We start from the raw sequence: 15,151 nt of genomic DNA, 5'->3' as shown, positions 1-15,151 counted from the left end.
GACACATTACTGAACAAGAAGGAGCCAGAACAACATGGAACAATTCAGACTCCCCAAAATCCCGATGCCTGCACTCGAGCTGCCGGCATCAATCCAGGCCGTGCTAGAGGAAGCCGAGGAGAAGCTGGCGCACCGTCCGAAGCTGCTGCGCCTCTTCAAGAACTGCTTTCCGAACACGCTGGAGACGACCACGAAGCTGATGGACGACGGCACGACCTTCGTCATCACTGGCGATATCCCTGCGATGTGGCTGCGCGATTCGGTGGAGCAGGTCGTCCACTATATCCCGTTTGCGAAGGAAGATCCGCAGCTCCAGCGTATATTGAGCGGGTTGATCAAACGTCATTTTCAATATATTCATATCGATCCTTACGCGAATGCTTTTAATGAGTCGGCCAACGACTGGCATTGGAACACGACGGACGTAACCGACATGTCGCCATGGGTGTGGGAACGGAAATTCGAGATCGACTCGCTTTGCTTCTCCGTCCGCCTGGCCTATCTGTATTGGAAAGAAACGGGACTTACGGACGTGTTCGACGCGAACTTTAAATCTGCAATGCTGAAAATCGTGGAGCTGTTCAAAACCGAGCAGCGCCATTTCGAAAAGTCGCCGTACCGGTTTACCCGCAACAACGGCATCCCGACGGATTCTCTTCGCAATGATGGTCTCGGCATGCCAGTCAATTATACGGGCATGATCTGGTCCGGCTTCCGCTCCAGCGATGACGCATGCGATTTCCACTACAATATTCCGGGCAATATGTTCGCGGTCGTTGCCCTGCGCCAAATGCAGGAGTTCGCCGAGTGGGTGTTCCGGGATATGGCGCTCCTGGACGAGCTGAAGCGCCTTGAAGCCGACGTTGACCACGGCATTCAGCTGTACGGGATTTACCGTCATCCGGAGTTTGGGCCGATCTACGCTTACGAAACCGACGGATTCGGCAATTACTGCCTCATGGACGATGCGGGAACGCCGGGCTTGATGTCAATTCCGTATCTTGGATACGTTACGGCGGATGATCCGATCTATCAGAACACCCGCCGGTTCGCGCTTAGCAAAGAAAACCCGTTCTATTACGAGGGCACCGCGGCCAAAGGCATCGGCAGTCCGCATACGCCGCCGGGCTATATTTGGCATATGGCATTATCGATGCAGGGGCTGACGGCACAGACCGCCGAAGAGAAGCTGGAGATGATCGCGCTTCTTGAAGCGACGGATGCCGATACGGGCTTCATGCACGAAGGGTTCCATGCCGATAATCCGTCCGAATTCACCAGATCATGGTTCGCCTGGTCCAACAGCCTCTTCTCGCAGCTGGTCTATCAGGCGATGAAGGCGGGGATTCTATGAGCGGGCGTATGATCGTATTGTATGATCCGGCATTCCCGGCGGCGGAAGCCGCCGGGCTGCCGGCTTCTGCAGCAAGTCTGGAATCGTTTGGCCTCGTGTGCCGTGCCGATGAGCTTGCGGAAGCGTTGTCTGCAGCGGGACCGGGGGCAAGCCTGGTCAACCTGCACGCTCCGTATTTTCCGAAATCCGCATGGCGCTCCATCCTGGATTTCCTTCGGAACGGAGGCGGTCTCGTAAGCATCGGGGGCGCGCCTTTCAAGCGCCCGGTACGTTTCGAGGACGGCCGCTGGATAATCGAGCATGAGCAGACGGCCTATCATCAGCAGCTGCATATCCATGAAGCGCTGCCGGTCGATTGCGGGCGCGTGGACCGTTTGGAAGCCAGCGACGAAATTCCCTTGATGGAGAACAGCCGGGAGCTGCTGCAGGTAGCGGATACATGGAACCTGGTTCCGCACGTAACCAAGAGCAGCGACCTTCCGCATCAAATGGGTTCGGCAGGCCCGATGGACACCCGCATTTATGCGCTGCTTAAGGGAATGACGGCCGAGGGCCGCGATGTCGCCGCTCCTGCGGTGCTGTGGGAGCATGTAGGCGGCCCGTACGCCGGCGGCCGCTGGCTTCTGGTGAACCAGCCCCTCTCCCCTCGCTTCTGGGAAGAGGGCGGGGGAGAGGAGGTACGCCGGTGGGCTGCATTCACGGCTGCCGGCGTGACGGAGCTGTGGATCAAACCGAACTACGCTTCGTATGAAGCCGGCGAGCGCGCCGTCCTTACACTGCAGACGCAGAGACTGGGACGCGCTCTGCCTATCGCCGAGCCGCAGGATTGGACTTTCCGCATTACGGTGACCCATGAGCAGGATGAAGCATTGCGCTGGGCCCGGGATCATCAAGCAGGCGTTAACGGTCAGTTCCATGTGGAGCGGATTTCGGTTCCGCTTGATATCAAGCCGGGCGCTTATCGCGTTGTATGTGAAGCCCAAGGTCCGGACGGTGAGGTTCGCAGGCTGAAACAGGGCTTCTGGGGAGCGGATGCGGAGCTGCTTCAGGCAGGAACGCCGGTCAGCTGCAACCGGGATTATTTTATCAAGGACGGACGTCCGCTGCCTGTGGTGGGCATGACCTACATGACCTCCGATGTGGCGCGGAAATTCCTGTTCCTACCGAATACCGATGTCTGGGACCGGGATATGGCGCAGATGAGCAAGGCCGGCATTAACTGGATTCGCACGGGCATCTGGACGGCCTACCGGAACGTGATGCAGGTCGACGGACATGCATCCGAAGAGGTGCTGCGCTCGATCGACGCATTTCTGATGACGGCGAAAAAGCATGATTTGCAGGTGACCTTCACCTTCTTCTCCTTTACGCCGGAGACATGGGAAGGCACGAATCCTTATTTGGATCCGCGCAGCGTTGAAGCGCAGAAACGGTTTATCCGCTCGATTGTGTCAAGACATAAGAATACGAAGAACGTGGATTGGGACTTGATCAACGAGCCGTCCATGTTCGATCCTCCGCGCATCTTCTCGGATGGGCCGCGTTCCGCGCGGGATTCCTATGAACAGCAGGCCTTTGCCGAATGGCTGAAGGCGCGCCACGGCTCGATCAATCGGCTTCAGGAGCGTTGGAATATGACGCCTGAGCAGCTTCCTTCATTCGAAGCGGCGGCTGTGCCGGAGCCCGAGGAGATCAACTTCGATGTGCAGGATATGCACCAAGGCAAGAAGGGCACGCGCTGGCTCGATTATGTGCTGTTCTCCATGGAGATGCACAACCGCTGGGCCAAGGAGCTGTATTTGACGATCAAGGATGTATGCCCGAACCATATGGTGACCGTGGGGCAGGACGAGGCCCTCGGCGCGCAGCGGCCGTCCCCGTTCTTCTATGCGGAAGCGGTGGATTACACCACGGTGCATTCCTGGTGGCTGAACGATTATTTGATTTGGGACGGCATTTTTGCCAAAACGCCGGATAAGCCCAATCTGATTCAGGAAACGGGCATTATGTATGTTGAAACCCCTGACGGCCGGGCGAAGCGGAGCGAAGCCGAGCTGCGGAACCTGCTTGAGCGTAAATACGCATACGCATTCTCCACGGGAGGTGCGGGGGCGATCCACTGGATCTGGAATACGAACTTCTATATGGATAATGCGAATGAATCCCATATCGGGGCGCTGCGCGCTGACGGCACGGAGAAGCCGGAGGCGGACGTCTCCTATGACTTCGGAGCGTTCATGGCCGGAATCCGGGATCTGTTTACCGGCCGGAAGCTGGAGGAGACCGCCGTGGTATTCCCGTACTCGAACGATTTCTCGAACCGCAAGCTGGCCTTCGAGGCAACGACCAAGGCGACGCGGGCACTGGCTTATGAGCTGAACGCGCCGTTCCGCGCCGTCGGCGAATACGATCTTAGCTCCCTGCGGGATCAGCCGGTGAAGCTGATCATTCTGCCAAGCGCCCATAATGTGGACGACCAGGCTTTCGACGAGCTGATCGACATCGTTAAAAGTACGGGTGCAACGCTTCTGGTAACCGGTCCGATCGGGCTGGACGCATATTGGCATCCCGTGAACCGTCTAGCCGACGAGCTCGGTGTACGTGAGCTGGCTAACGTCCGCCGCGAGGAAAGCGTCCGCATCGGCGATCGGCTGATGGCCGTATCCTACGGCCACCGAAAGATTGCCGAGCTGGCGAAGGAAGTGCCGGCCGCAGGCATTGCGGGCAGCGCTTCAGGTTCGGCTGCCGGATATCCGGTGCAGGAAGTGAAGCTCGGACAGGGACGACTCCTCTGGTGTCCGCTGCCGGTAGAACTGAATGACCGAACCGATACGCTCGTTGCGCTGTACCGCTATGCGCTGGAGCTGTCCGGTCCGGATACGGGACTGGTATGGAAGCAGGGCGGCGAGTGGTCCGGCGTTTATGGCCGGAAGCTATCGTTTGATAAAGGTGCGCTCTTCGTATTCGGATCGGAGCAGTCGTGGGACGCTCCGGTTGAAGTGATGGATCCGGCGACCGGACGCAGCTATTCGTTTACGCTTGAGGCGGATCGTTCGGTATTGTTCGCGGTCGATGCAGCCGGCGCGCTGCTGGCAGTCTATCGGGAACGTGAAGTTGAAATTACCGTATCCTAGCGGTAACAAGGGGGACGCGAGAGATGGAACAATCGAGAAAAGCACATATCATTTCACATACGCACTGGGATCGAGAGTGGTATCTGCCGTATGAGAAGCATCACGTCCGGCTGATTCAGCTGATGGACAGCCTGCTGGAGACGATGGAGAAGGATTCCGAGTACCGCAGCTTCTTCCTTGACGGCCAGACCATCATCATCGAGGACTATCTGCAGGTTAGACCCGAGAAGAAGGAGCAGCTGCTGAAGCTGATCGCGGACGGCCGCATCATCATCGGCCCGTGGTATATTCTGCAGGATGCGTTCCTGACAAGCAGCGAAGCCAACGTGCGGAACATGCAGATCGGGCACCAGGATGCGGAACGCTACGGCTCGGCGGCTAAAATCGGCTATTTCCCGGATACGTTCGGGCTGACGGGACAAATCCCGCAGCTGATGCGTCAATCCGGGATCGACAATGCCTTTTTCGGACGCGGCGTGAAGCCGACGGGCTTCAATAACACCGTCTCCGACGGCGGCTATGAGTCGTCGTTCTCCGAATTAATGTGGGAGAGCCCGGACGGCTCCAAGGTGCTGGGCATTCTGTTCGCGAACTGGTACAGCAACGGAAACGAGGTTCCCGTGGATGAAGAGGAAGCCCGCAAATTCTGGGACCGCAAGCTGGCAGATGCCGAGAAATATGCATCGACACCGGAGCTGCTATACATGAACGGGTGCGACCATCAGCCGATCCAGCGCGATCTTGCGGAAGCGATCCGCACGGCAAGAAAGCTGTATCCGGACACGGAGTTCATCCATTCGAACTTCGATGATTATTTGAAGACATTGCGGGACAAGCTGCCTGAGGATTTGTCCTCCGTGAAGGGCGAGCTGCGCAGCCAGCGGACGGACGGCTGGGGCACCCTGGTCAACACTGCCTCGGCGCGCGTCTACCTGAAGCAGATGAACCAGCGAGGGCAGACTTTGCTTGAGAAGGTTGCGGAGCCGCTTGCATCCCATGCAAGCCTGCTCGGCCTGGAGTACCCGCACCACCTGTTCACGTATGCCTGGAAAACGCTGATGCAAAATCATCCGCATGACAGCATCTGCGGCTGCAGCGTGGACGAGGTTCACCGCGAAATGGTGACGCGCTTTGAGAAGAGCCGGCACGTGGCGGAATCGATCGTAGCGGACAGCGTGCGCGTGATTGCGGATTCGGTGGATACGTCGGCTTTCACGCAGTATGGCGAGGATGCACTGCCGCTGGTCGTATGGAATACGACCGGCTGGAGCCGGAGCGGAACGGTTACGATCGAGCTTGACGCGGGGCGCCTCTATTTCCGCGAAGGCTTTACGCTGGAAGAAACGAGCCGCCGGATGAAGGAACTGGACCTGTCGGGCCGCGTACTCGTTAATGACAAGGGCGAGGCATTGCCTTGCACGGTGGAGGATCTCGGCGTGCAGTTCGGCTACGATTTGCCGGACGACCGGTTCCGTCAGCCGTACATGGCGCGCAGGGTCAGATTGACCTTCGAGGCAAGTGAAGTGCCAGCTGTCGGCTTCGCTACGTACGCTTGGGTCAAGAGCGGTGCAGCCGCTCCGGAGGGAGCTTCGCTGATCAGCGGAGAGAACGTATTGGAGAACGCATGGCTGAAGGTTGAAATTGCTGCAGACGGATCCTTTACCTTGACCGATAAAAAGGGCGGACAGGTGTACCGCGACCTCGGCGTTTATGAGGATACCGGGGACATCGGCAACGAATACATGTACAAACAGCCGAACGGCGAAGCAGCGCTTACGACGAAAGGTCTTCCTGCGCAGATCCGGGTGGTAGAGGATACGCCGTACCGGGCTGCCATCGAGATTGTGCATGACTGGGAAGTCCCGGCATCGGCGGACAGCAGATTGGAAGCGGAGCAGATCGAGCTTGTATACTACCCGCAGCGCAAGGCACAGCGGGTCACCGAGACGGTTCCGATGAAGATTCGTACCGTCGTTGCTCTGAACAAGAGCGGCCGCGGGGTTGAAATTGAGGCCACCCTCGATAACCGGGCGAAGGATCATCGCGTGCGTGCCTTGTTCCCGACCGATCTAGAGACGAAGACCCATTTGGTCGACTCGATGTTCGAGGTTGCCGAGCGCAGCAATGTGCCGGCTGAGGAATGGACCAATCCGAGCAATACGGCCCACCAGCAGGCATTTGTCGATGTAAGCACTTCGGAGGCCGGACTTACCGTGGCGAATCAGGGCTTGAATGAATACGAGGTGCTGCGCGACGGGCGCAACACGATTGCGGTGACGCTGCTTCGTTCCGTAGGCGAGCTTGGCGACTGGGGCTACTTCCCTACGCCGGAAGCCCAGTGCATCGGCGAATTCACCGTTCGCATGGAGGTCATCCCGCATCAGGGCGATGGCATCGGCTCCGGCGCCTACGCCGAAGCATACCAGTTCCAGGTGCCTTGGACGGCCGCACAGACCGGCATTCATGAAGGATCGATTCCGACGACGTACGCGCCGCTCGGCTGGAGCCGCAGCGACCGGGAGCTGGCCTTCTCTTCGATGAAGATCAGCGAACGGACGGGCGACCTGATGCTGCGCTGGTTCAACATGGCCGGTACGCAAGCAGAGCTCGGGCTGCAATCCGAACTGGCTTGCGAAGGCGTCTATAAGAGTACGATTCTGGAGGATGAGGGCGATGTTCAAGCCTTCAGCACAGACGGAAGCTATTCCATGACGGTCAAACCTTATGAAATCGTCACTTTGGGCATAAAGACCGCCCGCTAAGCAAGAAACTCACCGTTGAGCATGAAGCGATGCGTTGTCAAGGGCAAGGCCCGTCTGCGAATGCAGTAGCTCGGGCTTTGCCACATATGAATAAAGGAGCTGTCCCTATCCGGGTTTCGTAAAACCTGGCTTAGGGGCAGCTCCTTATTCGTTAAACGGGACGGATTTTTCAAAAGCTCTTATGGTTCAGCTCGTCTCTTAGGACAAAATAAGCCTACTGCTGTTCGCTGCCGTCCTGCTTTTTCTCGTAGGCGATCAGCGTAATCTCCTTGCCGGTGAGCTCCGCAATTTTCGTTTCCGCATCTTCAATCGCCTTCAAGGTGCCTTCGTTTCCGTTTAACGCAGCGATTTTATATTCATTCGTGTGAATATCCATCTACTCGCTCCTCCTCTGTAATTCCTTTGCGGGTCATTAACGTTATATAAGTTTTCCTGTACAATGAACAATCATACAATCAAATGCACAATTGCAAGGAGGGGATATCATTCATGATTCAATTCGAGCGAATTCATCATGTCAGCTTGGCGGTCAGGGATTTGGACAAGGCAAGGGCATTCTACTCGGATATCCTGAAGTTCCGGGAAATCCCGCGTCCGCCGTTTCAATCGAAGGGAATATGGTATGAGGTTGGCGATCAGCAGCTGCATTTGCTGGAGCATCCGATCAGCGACACGCTGCGGGAACGGGGAATCGATACGACGGACGGTCATTTTTCGATCTGGGTGAAGAGCTACAGCGAAACGAAGACGTGGCTTGACCGGATGGGCGTTGAATATGTGGCTAGCCCCGACAGCGTAGCAGGTTTTGCCCAAATCTTCGTATTGGACCCGGACCGGAATATCATCGAATTCGGAGCCGAATACGGCTCCTAGGCACCAGCCTGGAATGCGAAGCGGGCAAAGCAGCATCAACATATTTAAAAAGCCGTACGCGATTACAGGTCACGTCCGGCTTTGGGGTAAAAACGGTATTATTTTTGAATGAGGACGGGCGTGCTCATCTTAACCCGGTCATACAGCCAGATGACGTCTTTATTATGCATGCGGATGCAGCCTGCGGAGACGTACTTGCCTATGGAGCCGGGGTTATTCGTTCCATGAATCGCGTATGCATAGCTGACTTTTCCGTTTATTTTTACATTAATGCCAAGCCAGCGGGCTCCGAGCGGATTCCGCGGATCGCCGCCCTTGATGCGTTCCTTGTAATAGGGGCGGTTCTTCACCTTCTCGTGAATCTTGAACAGGCCTTCCGGCGTATAGGAGGGCTTTTTTCCTGTGGCTACGGAAAACGATTTAATCAGCTTGCCTTTTTCGTAATACATCAGTTTGTTGCTGGATTTGTCAATGACGATGAACTGTGCGTACCGGGTGTATTTGCTGTCCAGCTTCTGTCCGGAAGCGGCGTGGGCTCCTGACGGGAGAAGAAAAATCAGCAGAAGCGCAAACACGAGTACGCGGTAGATCCCCCTTATGATGTTGCATCACCTCTTTTCGCTCTCCCCCATATATATGCAGCATTTCGCGAATGTTGACGGATTTGTCGGAAGCCATTCATAGAACAAGCCGTTTTCAAAGAATGGTCCGTTCTTGATTGAAAACGACATCAATGTCGGTTATACTGAATACAAATAACGACAATAATGTCTATTTTAAAAAAACGGAGATGATATTTCCCATGTGCCCGAGGGTCAGCGACGAGTACAAAGAAACGAAGAAGCGGGAGATCGCGGCTGCCGCAAGACGCGTCTTCATCCGGAAAGGCTTCGCCCATGCCGTCATGCAGGACATTATGGATGAGGCCGGCATATCGCGCGGTGCGCTGTATGCTTATTTTGACAATCTGGAGCATGTCTTCATGGAAGTGCTGCGATATGACGATGAGGAGCTGTTTCAGTGGACCGGGCCGGAACTGCAGTCCCCGGTATGGGGGATGCTCATGAAGTGGCTGGGTGAAATCGAGCAGGATCTGATGAAGCTTCAGCATTCGCTGGTGCGGGCGCGGGCAGAGTTCTTTCTCTCCTCCGCCTATGTGAAGGACAAGAAGCATTATCCGTATATCCGGCAGCGTTACGAGAATGCCGTCGATGCGATCAGCCGGGTGATTCGGGCCGGGGAGGAGCGGGGGGAGTTCCAGCCGCTGCAGGATGCGCGGAGCCTTGCGGGGTATATCCTCTCTTTTCTCAACGGCCTGATGCTGGATACGTATCAGCTTGGACCGGATGCGACCTGGGCGGAACAGCAGCTGGATGTGTTCCGGAACACACTGAAGCTAATGCTGAAGCCCTCGAGTACGGATGGTTATCCCGATTTATCCATAGGAGAGTGAAAAAATGCTATTTCAATCCGAACGTTTGGTTTGCCGAAAAATGACCATAGAAGATGCCGAGCTGTATCATGCATGGAGAAACGACCAGGAGGTTATGGAATCGACGAGTCCATTCCTGGACGCGTACACGATGGAGGAAACCAGAGATTTTGTGCAGCATGTCATCATGGGCTCAGCCTCGTCGAAAAGCTATCTGCTCCTGCTGAAGGAGTCGGGCAAGCCGATCGGCATCATGTCGCTTATCCAGATCGACCTCAAGAACCGCAACGCGGAATGCATCCTCGACATCGGAGACAAAGACTGCTGGGGGCAGGGGTACGGCGCCGAAGCGATGCGGCTCCTGCTGGATTATGCCTTCCTTGAAATGAATCTGCACCGGCTGGGATTGCGCGTATTCTCGTTTAATCAACGGGCGATTCGTTTGTACGAGAAGGCTGGCTTCACGCGTGAAGGCAGTGCGAGACAGAGCCTGTTCCGGGGCGGTAGCTGGCATGACATCATCTATATGGGAATTTTGCAAAGCGAATATGTCAAGAAAGGTTGATTTTGATCATCTTCCATAATAAGGTAAAGGCATGCGTTAAAAATTATGGGGGAACAGGAGAACGAAAAATCATGTCTACGGAAGAAGTGCTGTCGATTCAGGATCTGAGGATGAAATATGATGGACGCTACGTGCTTAACGGAATTGATCTTCATGTGCGCCGGGGCGAGATGATCGGGTATATCGGTCCGAACGGGGCCGGGAAGAGCACTACCGTCAAGATTATGCTTGGCTTGGTGGAGGGATATACCGGAACGGTCCGGATCTTTGGGCAGGATATTGCCGATGGCAGCGTCGAGTACAAGCGGAGAATCGGATATGTGCCCGAGGTCGCGGAGCTGTACGATCAGCTGACGCCGGCGGAGTATTTGACGTTTACCGGCGAGCTGTACGGGCTTTCGTACGAGGAAGCCTATGAGAAGGCAGGAAGTTTGATGGAGTGTTTTGATCTGGGAAAGGTCTATCACTCGCGGATTGCTACCTTTTCCAAAGGGATGCGCCAGAAGGTGCTGCTCATATCCAGCCTTCTTCATGACCCGGATCTGTTGTTTCTGGATGAGCCGCTGAGCGGCTTGGATGCGAACAGCGTCATGGTGGTCAAAGAAATTTTGGCCAAGCTGTCGGCCGCGGGCACAACGATATTTTACTCCTCTCACATTATGGACGTCGTGGAGAAGATCAGCAGCCGGATCGTGCTGCTTGCCGATAGCCGCGTTGTAGCGGACGGAACGTTTAAGGAGCTTCAGCAGCAGTCGCAGGAAGGTTCCTTGGAAGAGGTGTTCAACCAGCTGACCGGATTCCATAACCATGGAGCGATTGCGGACCGGTTCGTTTCGATCATTCGGGAGGGCTCTTGATATGCTGCCGCAGGAACCGTCCTTTCGGACGCTGCTGCTGCTGGATAAATTCAAAGGGATCCTGACCCGAATGGGTGCCGATTACGGGATGCTGCGCCGCATTTTGCAGGTGAAGCTGCTGATGGATTCGCGCCGGGTGCCCATCATCTTATCGAATACGAACCGGAAGGAGGAAGATGCGGATAAAAACCTATTCATTCGGTCATTGTGGCTGTACGGCTTGATGGGGATCGTACTCGCGCCGTTCGTGTACATTAGCGATCCAAACTATATGATGGCAATGAGTGTCGTGGCTGCCATCCTTATGTTTTTCATTATGACCTCCATGATTTCGGACTTTTCGTCGGTGCTGCTGGATGTGCGCGACCGGAGCATACTCATGACGAAGCCGGTAGACGGGCGTACGGTCGGCCTTGCAAGATCCATCCATGCGGGCATTTATATGCTGCTGCTCACAGCCTCGCTGTCGGCCGCTTCGCTCGTGACCGGCTTATTGATCAACGGCGTGATGTTCTTCCTGATTTATCTTATCGAGCTTATTCTGATGAATCTCCTCATCTTGGCGGTTACGACGCTTGTTTATCTGCTGCTGCTCAAGTACTGGGACGGGGAAAAGCTCAAGGATTTGATCAATTACGTTCAGATTGGCCTGTCCGCGGTCATAGCCATCGGTTATCAGTTCGTGATCCGTTCGTTCGAGCTGGTCGATTTCAATATTTCATTTACGCCGGCTTGGTGGCAGCTGCTGCTTCCACCGGTTTGGTTCGCGGCCCCGTTTGCGTGGCTGCTTGGCGGGGAAACGGACCCTTGGATTATCGCTTTCTCGCTTATGGCCGTAGCCGGCCCTGTCGTGCTGCTGCTTATCTATCTCCGCTATATCCCGTCATTTGAATTATTTCTGGAGAAGCTGTCGCACAGTGACGCGGGATCGGGAAAGGAACGGGGACGCGCGGACCGGGCGCTTGCCAGATGGTTCTGCAGGACGCGTGAAGAACAGGCATGCTTCCGATTGTCGGCCAGCATGATGAAGAGCGAACGGGAATTTAAGCTTAAGGTTTATCCCTCGCTCGGCTTATCGATGATTTTGCCCTATTTGTTTTTCTTTACGGCGCTCAGGGGCTCGACACTGGCGGAAATCCGATCAGGCTCGTCTTTTTACGTCCTATACGCCATGCTGGTCATGATCATAACGACCGTGATGATGCTAAAATACTCCGGTAAACCAAAAGCGTTCTGGCTATTTCGCGCAGCACCGCTCTCATCGCTGGGACCTCTCTACAGAGGAACGCTCAAGGCGTATGCCGTGAAAATGTTTTTGCCGCTGTTTGCGGTCAATGCTGCGATCTTCCTGAGCCTGTTCGGCATGCGGATCGTTTGGGATTTGGTCATCATCCTGCTGACCGGGCTTGCGCTCATTCCTGTAGCTGCCAAAGCCATGCTGCGGACGCCGCCGTTTGCGAGAGCCTTTAGCGTTACCCAGCAAAAAGACGGCTGGATCGTGTTGCTGTCATTTCCGGTGCTGGGCGGACTTGGAGGATTGCATTATGCCAGCAGCATGGTTCCGTTCGGAGTTCCGGCCTATATCCTTCTGCTGCTGTTCGCGAACGGATGGCTGTGGACGAAGCTTTTCACCAAGGCCGGCCGAACAAGCATTCTTGAATGAAGATCAGAATGGGATGGAAGGTATATTTCATGAGTTCGGGCAGGAAGAGGGGAGCATCCGGAGTAAATCCGAAGTCACCCTCGCTCCGGACGCTGGGCAACAGGTCCTCTGTCGGTGCCTCCAGGTTATAGGCGTCACGGAGCCTCTGTTCCGTTTCGTTGTCGATCGGGCGGGAATCCATGGCATAGCTTGTTCCGATGCCGGACAGGAGAATGGCCAAGAGAAAAAGGATGGCGGCGGATTTTCGGAAACGCATATATGAACACGCCTTTCAAATGAAATCGGGTGTCCTAGAAGCAGAGTCGTGCTTCAGGGCACTTTTTCTTTATATCGTAACTGATAAATGAGATAAGCGATACTAAGCTATCTCCTATCCACCGGGCTGAACGCAAGCCGAGAAGCCCATCTCGGCGGTAGTTATTGTGCAGATACGGTATTTTTGCAGATGTGAAATTGTTTGTGCAAAAAGATTGAATAGGATTGAACGGGAACACATGTTCTTGTATAATAGGTATAAGGATATCCTGCTAAGTCTCTTGCAACCGGTTTGCATCTTTTATATTTACCAACATCATTTCACGCTCCATGGTTTCAGCCTTCACGAAATCATCTTCTTCGTCTTCCGAGAGGGATACATTTCTACAGATTGCTCTTCTGACGCCACATTTGTATTAAATTACCTGTTAAATCTGCAGCATTGCCTTATATAATAATACTTAGATTTTCACAGTGAATGAAGTGAGGGTCGTCAGGGTCAGTTCAATGGAATATGTTCTGGACAAGCTAACATTTATGCCAAACTTCAACATCGATACATGTTTATTGATTTGTGCTTTCCATCAGAGATTCCCGGCATTTTTAAGAAAGCGGTAGTCGCCACCGGAATAGGCCTCAAGAACATGCATCATATGTGACGTCTCGATTCGATATCCACATGTCTTTTCTTCAGCCGGCATCACGAATTCGGTGGTGGGATTGTTGGCAGGCTCCAGGGTTCGGGTTGAGGAGTGGCGTAGAATCATTTAACCATTCTTAAGCTGCAAGGAGGAATTGTCCTGTATGGAAGCTGTCTTATTTATGTTTTTTTCAACATTAGAAACACTGGCGATTCATTGGCTGATCATGAGCCTGCTGCGGATCCCCATATCCCAGCACCTGGGTCAAGCTCTGCTGGTTATGACCTTGGCGAATGTTCAAAGCCTGATCTTGCGCAATGAGTATCATTTGGATTTTCTAGTTCCGTTAATTACCCTTCTGATCTTCCTGTTCTTATACTCGACCATTATCAAGATTCCTGTCATCTGGTCTGCCGTTTGCACGATGATCGGTTACATGCTGTATGCCGTGATTCAGGTTGCCTATTTGTCCTTGATATTCGGCTCGGTTGAGACTGTGCAAACCGATCATGTTGACGGATACATTCTTCAGGTGCTGAGTGCAGGAACAGGACTGTTGGCCGCCTGGGTCATGTATAAACTCGGTATCGGCTTTCATTTTAATATCGAGAGGACACGTTTGAAATTCGAGCATGTTCTCTTGATTGTCCTCATCGCGATCGTGCTCGTCTTGGTCGCCATCTTGTTTTATCTGAACCATTTGTGGCTTCATTTTGTTTTCTTTGCCAGTACTTTTGGAATCTTCTTGTACTATGCCATCCAATCGGAGGAGCGGGATCGCCATGTTGTTAGAGGAAACCGCCAAACGGATCGCAGAGAGGATCAAACGACAAGTACCCGACCATAAATCGACTCTCCCCGTCTTGGCACATGCTGTTGCCATTGTGTTAAATGTGGTGCTGATCGTATCGCTAACGATGCTGATCGCATGGTTGACCGGCAATACGGGGCAGGCGGCTCTATCCCTGATCGGCTTTGCCGTCCTGCGGCAGTTCTCGGGAGGGATGCATTTGAAATCCGGAGCCGCATGCATTGCCGTGACAACCGGATTGTTCACCCTGGTGTCCTTTCTCGAGCCGGGCCTTTTATACATACAACTTCTGAACTTGGCAAGCTTGCTGCTTGTCATCCGCTTTGCCCCGAGCCGAATTAAGGACCAATCCCGTATATCCAGCGTGCATTACCCTAAACTTCGCCTGATCAGCTGTTTGATTGTGGCGGTGAATATTGTGATTCAATCTCCAACGTTAGCGATCGTATTTTTCATCCAAGCGGTCAGTTTAGTTCAATGGAGAGGAGGAGGCTCTTATGTCCCGGATCGGCAAAGCGAAACACCGCTTCTATAGCGGTGTCGCATCGGCCCTGACGATGGTTGCGGTGTTTGTTGTCAATTCCGCAAGCCCTTTATTTGTGTACCGCGGCGAGACACCGGAAGAATTGCTGAAATGAAGTGACGGCAGGGGACTCCTGCTGTCTCCCCTTGAAACATCCTGACAAGGAGCCGGATGCATGTATCCGGCTCCTGTTTGTTATGGATACGCCTAACGAATCTTTTTTTGAAGGATCCATAATAGGCTGGAAAGTAGGTGAGGAGCAGGATCGTTGGAACATTAAA

At 54.2% G+C, this 15,151-nt stretch carries 14 protein-coding genes; 11 read left to right on the top strand and 3 right to left on the bottom strand.

The genetic code is table 11. The annotated features are described in order from the left end of the window. The first annotated feature begins 34 nt into the window (after window positions 1–34). The 3 genes from MKX76_RS13465 to MKX76_RS13455 are packed head-to-tail and all read left to right on the top strand — an operon-like array spanning window position 35 to window position 7,250. Window positions 35–1,354, top strand: a complete 1,320-nt coding sequence (locus tag MKX76_RS13465) for a glycoside hydrolase family 125 protein (RefSeq protein ID WP_007129522.1) — start codon at window positions 35–37, stop codon at window positions 1,352–1,354. Further along, window positions 1,351–4,488, top strand: coding sequence for an alpha-amylase family protein (locus MKX76_RS13460; RefSeq protein WP_341033949.1), 3,138 nt, complete (start codon window positions 1,351–1,353; stop codon window positions 4,486–4,488). Before MKX76_RS13465 ends, MKX76_RS13460 begins: the two co-directional genes overlap by 4 nt. Window positions 4,489–4,511: 23 nt before the next feature. Next, window positions 4,512–7,250 carry an alpha-mannosidase gene (locus MKX76_RS13455; RefSeq protein ID WP_341033948.1) on the top strand — a complete coding sequence of 913 codons (2,739 nt, stop codon included), beginning with the start codon at window positions 4,512–4,514 and terminating at the stop codon, window positions 7,248–7,250. Between the two features lie 214 nt (window positions 7,251–7,464). Here the strand turns inward: MKX76_RS13455 and MKX76_RS13450 are convergent, their stop codons facing one another. Beyond that, the gene (locus MKX76_RS13450; RefSeq protein ID WP_007129525.1) at window positions 7,465–7,626 is read right to left on the bottom strand and encodes a hypothetical protein; all 162 of its coding nucleotides are present in this window, start codon (window positions 7,624–7,626) and stop codon (window positions 7,465–7,467) included. Between the two features lie 113 nt (window positions 7,627–7,739). Here MKX76_RS13450 and MKX76_RS13445 point away from each other — a divergent pair, with 113 nt between their 5' ends. Further along, window positions 7,740–8,123: a VOC family protein gene (locus tag MKX76_RS13445; protein WP_007129526.1), complete on the top strand. Its 384-nt coding sequence runs from the start codon at window positions 7,740–7,742 to the stop codon at window positions 8,121–8,123. 98 nt (window positions 8,124–8,221) lie between these two features. Here the strand turns inward: MKX76_RS13445 and MKX76_RS13440 are convergent, their stop codons facing one another. Continuing rightward, window positions 8,222–8,698, bottom strand: coding sequence for a L,D-transpeptidase (locus tag MKX76_RS13440; protein WP_007129527.1), 477 nt, complete (start codon window positions 8,696–8,698; stop codon window positions 8,222–8,224). Window positions 8,699–8,925: 227 nt separating this feature from the next. Between MKX76_RS13440 and MKX76_RS13435 the strand changes: the two genes are divergently transcribed. The 4 genes from MKX76_RS13435 (at window position 8,926) to MKX76_RS13420 (ending at window position 12,640) form a co-directional block, all read left to right on the top strand. Continuing rightward, the gene (locus MKX76_RS13435; protein ID WP_341033945.1) at window positions 8,926–9,576 is read left to right on the top strand and encodes a TetR family transcriptional regulator; all 651 of its coding nucleotides are present in this window, start codon (window positions 8,926–8,928) and stop codon (window positions 9,574–9,576) included. A gap of 4 nt (window positions 9,577–9,580) precedes the next feature. Then, complete coding sequence (locus tag MKX76_RS13430) at window positions 9,581–10,120, top strand: GNAT family N-acetyltransferase (RefSeq protein ID WP_341033943.1); 540 nt, start codon at window positions 9,581–9,583, stop codon at window positions 10,118–10,120. Window positions 10,121–10,191: 71 nt separating this feature from the next. Then, window positions 10,192–10,977: an ABC transporter ATP-binding protein gene (locus tag MKX76_RS13425; RefSeq protein WP_341033942.1), complete on the top strand. Its 786-nt coding sequence runs from the start codon at window positions 10,192–10,194 to the stop codon at window positions 10,975–10,977. Window position 10,978: 1 nt separating this feature from the next. Continuing rightward, window positions 10,979–12,640, top strand: coding sequence for a hypothetical protein (locus tag MKX76_RS13420; RefSeq protein ID WP_341033941.1), 1,662 nt, complete (start codon window positions 10,979–10,981; stop codon window positions 12,638–12,640). Here the strand turns inward: MKX76_RS13420 and MKX76_RS13415 are convergent. Continuing rightward, the gene (locus MKX76_RS13415; protein WP_144866490.1) at window positions 12,606–12,896 is read right to left on the bottom strand and encodes a hypothetical protein; all 291 of its coding nucleotides are present in this window, start codon (window positions 12,894–12,896) and stop codon (window positions 12,606–12,608) included. The two genes, MKX76_RS13420 and MKX76_RS13415, sit on opposite strands and share 35 nt — an antisense overlap. A gap of 803 nt (window positions 12,897–13,699) precedes the next feature. Between MKX76_RS13415 and MKX76_RS13410 the strand changes: the two genes are divergently transcribed. The 3 genes from MKX76_RS13410 to MKX76_RS13400 are packed head-to-tail and all read left to right on the top strand — an operon-like array spanning window position 13,700 to window position 14,985. Further along, window positions 13,700–14,383, top strand: coding sequence for a hypothetical protein (locus MKX76_RS13410; RefSeq protein ID WP_144878385.1), 684 nt, complete (start codon window positions 13,700–13,702; stop codon window positions 14,381–14,383). Next, window positions 14,319–14,882, top strand: coding sequence for an accessory gene regulator ArgB-like protein (locus MKX76_RS13405; RefSeq protein WP_186311185.1), 564 nt, complete (start codon window positions 14,319–14,321; stop codon window positions 14,880–14,882). Before MKX76_RS13410 ends, MKX76_RS13405 begins: the two co-directional genes overlap by 65 nt. Then, window positions 14,845–14,985 carry a cyclic lactone autoinducer peptide gene (locus tag MKX76_RS13400; RefSeq protein ID WP_077565134.1) on the top strand — a complete coding sequence of 47 codons (141 nt, stop codon included), beginning with the start codon at window positions 14,845–14,847 and terminating at the stop codon, window positions 14,983–14,985. Before MKX76_RS13405 ends, MKX76_RS13400 begins: the two co-directional genes overlap by 38 nt. Window positions 14,986–15,151 lie beyond the last annotated feature (166 nt).

This window comes from Paenibacillus sp. FSL R5-0810, from assembly GCF_038002285.1.
In the GTDB taxonomy this organism is placed as follows: Bacteria; Bacillota; Bacilli; order Paenibacillales; family Paenibacillaceae; genus Paenibacillus_AQ; species Paenibacillus_AQ lactis.
The sequence above is the reverse complement of the archived record's forward strand: the minus strand, read 5'-3'. Positions and strand labels throughout refer to the sequence as shown.

Bases quoted from the DNA above. Each gene is read 5' to 3' on its own strand.
- MKX76_RS13455 (WP_341033948.1), top strand. From the start codon at position 4,512: ATGGAACAATCGAGAAAAGCACATATCATTTCACATACGCACTGGGAT.
- MKX76_RS13460 (WP_341033949.1), top strand. From the start codon at position 1,351: ATGAGCGGGCGTATGATCGTATTGTATGATCCGGCATTCCCGGCGGCG.
- MKX76_RS13405 (WP_186311185.1), top strand. From the start codon at position 14,319: ATGTTGTTAGAGGAAACCGCCAAACGGATCGCAGAGAGGATCAAACGA.
- MKX76_RS13430 (WP_341033943.1), top strand. From the start codon at position 9,581: ATGCTATTTCAATCCGAACGTTTGGTTTGCCGAAAAATGACCATAGAA.
- MKX76_RS13445 (WP_007129526.1), top strand. From the start codon at position 7,740: ATGATTCAATTCGAGCGAATTCATCATGTCAGCTTGGCGGTCAGGGAT.
- MKX76_RS13435 (WP_341033945.1), top strand. From the start codon at position 8,926: ATGTGCCCGAGGGTCAGCGACGAGTACAAAGAAACGAAGAAGCGGGAG.
- MKX76_RS13450 (WP_007129525.1), bottom strand. From the start codon at position 7,626: ATGGATATTCACACGAATGAATATAAAATCGCTGCGTTAAACGGAAAC.
- MKX76_RS13425 (WP_341033942.1), top strand. From the start codon at position 10,192: ATGTCTACGGAAGAAGTGCTGTCGATTCAGGATCTGAGGATGAAATAT.
- MKX76_RS13400 (WP_077565134.1), top strand. From the start codon at position 14,845: ATGTCCCGGATCGGCAAAGCGAAACACCGCTTCTATAGCGGTGTCGCA.
- MKX76_RS13415 (WP_144866490.1), bottom strand. From the start codon at position 12,896: ATGCGTTTCCGAAAATCCGCCGCCATCCTTTTTCTCTTGGCCATTCTC.
- MKX76_RS13420 (WP_341033941.1), top strand. From the start codon at position 10,979: ATGCTGCCGCAGGAACCGTCCTTTCGGACGCTGCTGCTGCTGGATAAA.
- MKX76_RS13410 (WP_144878385.1), top strand. From the start codon at position 13,700: ATGGAAGCTGTCTTATTTATGTTTTTTTCAACATTAGAAACACTGGCG.
- MKX76_RS13465 (WP_007129522.1), top strand. From the start codon at position 35: ATGGAACAATTCAGACTCCCCAAAATCCCGATGCCTGCACTCGAGCTG.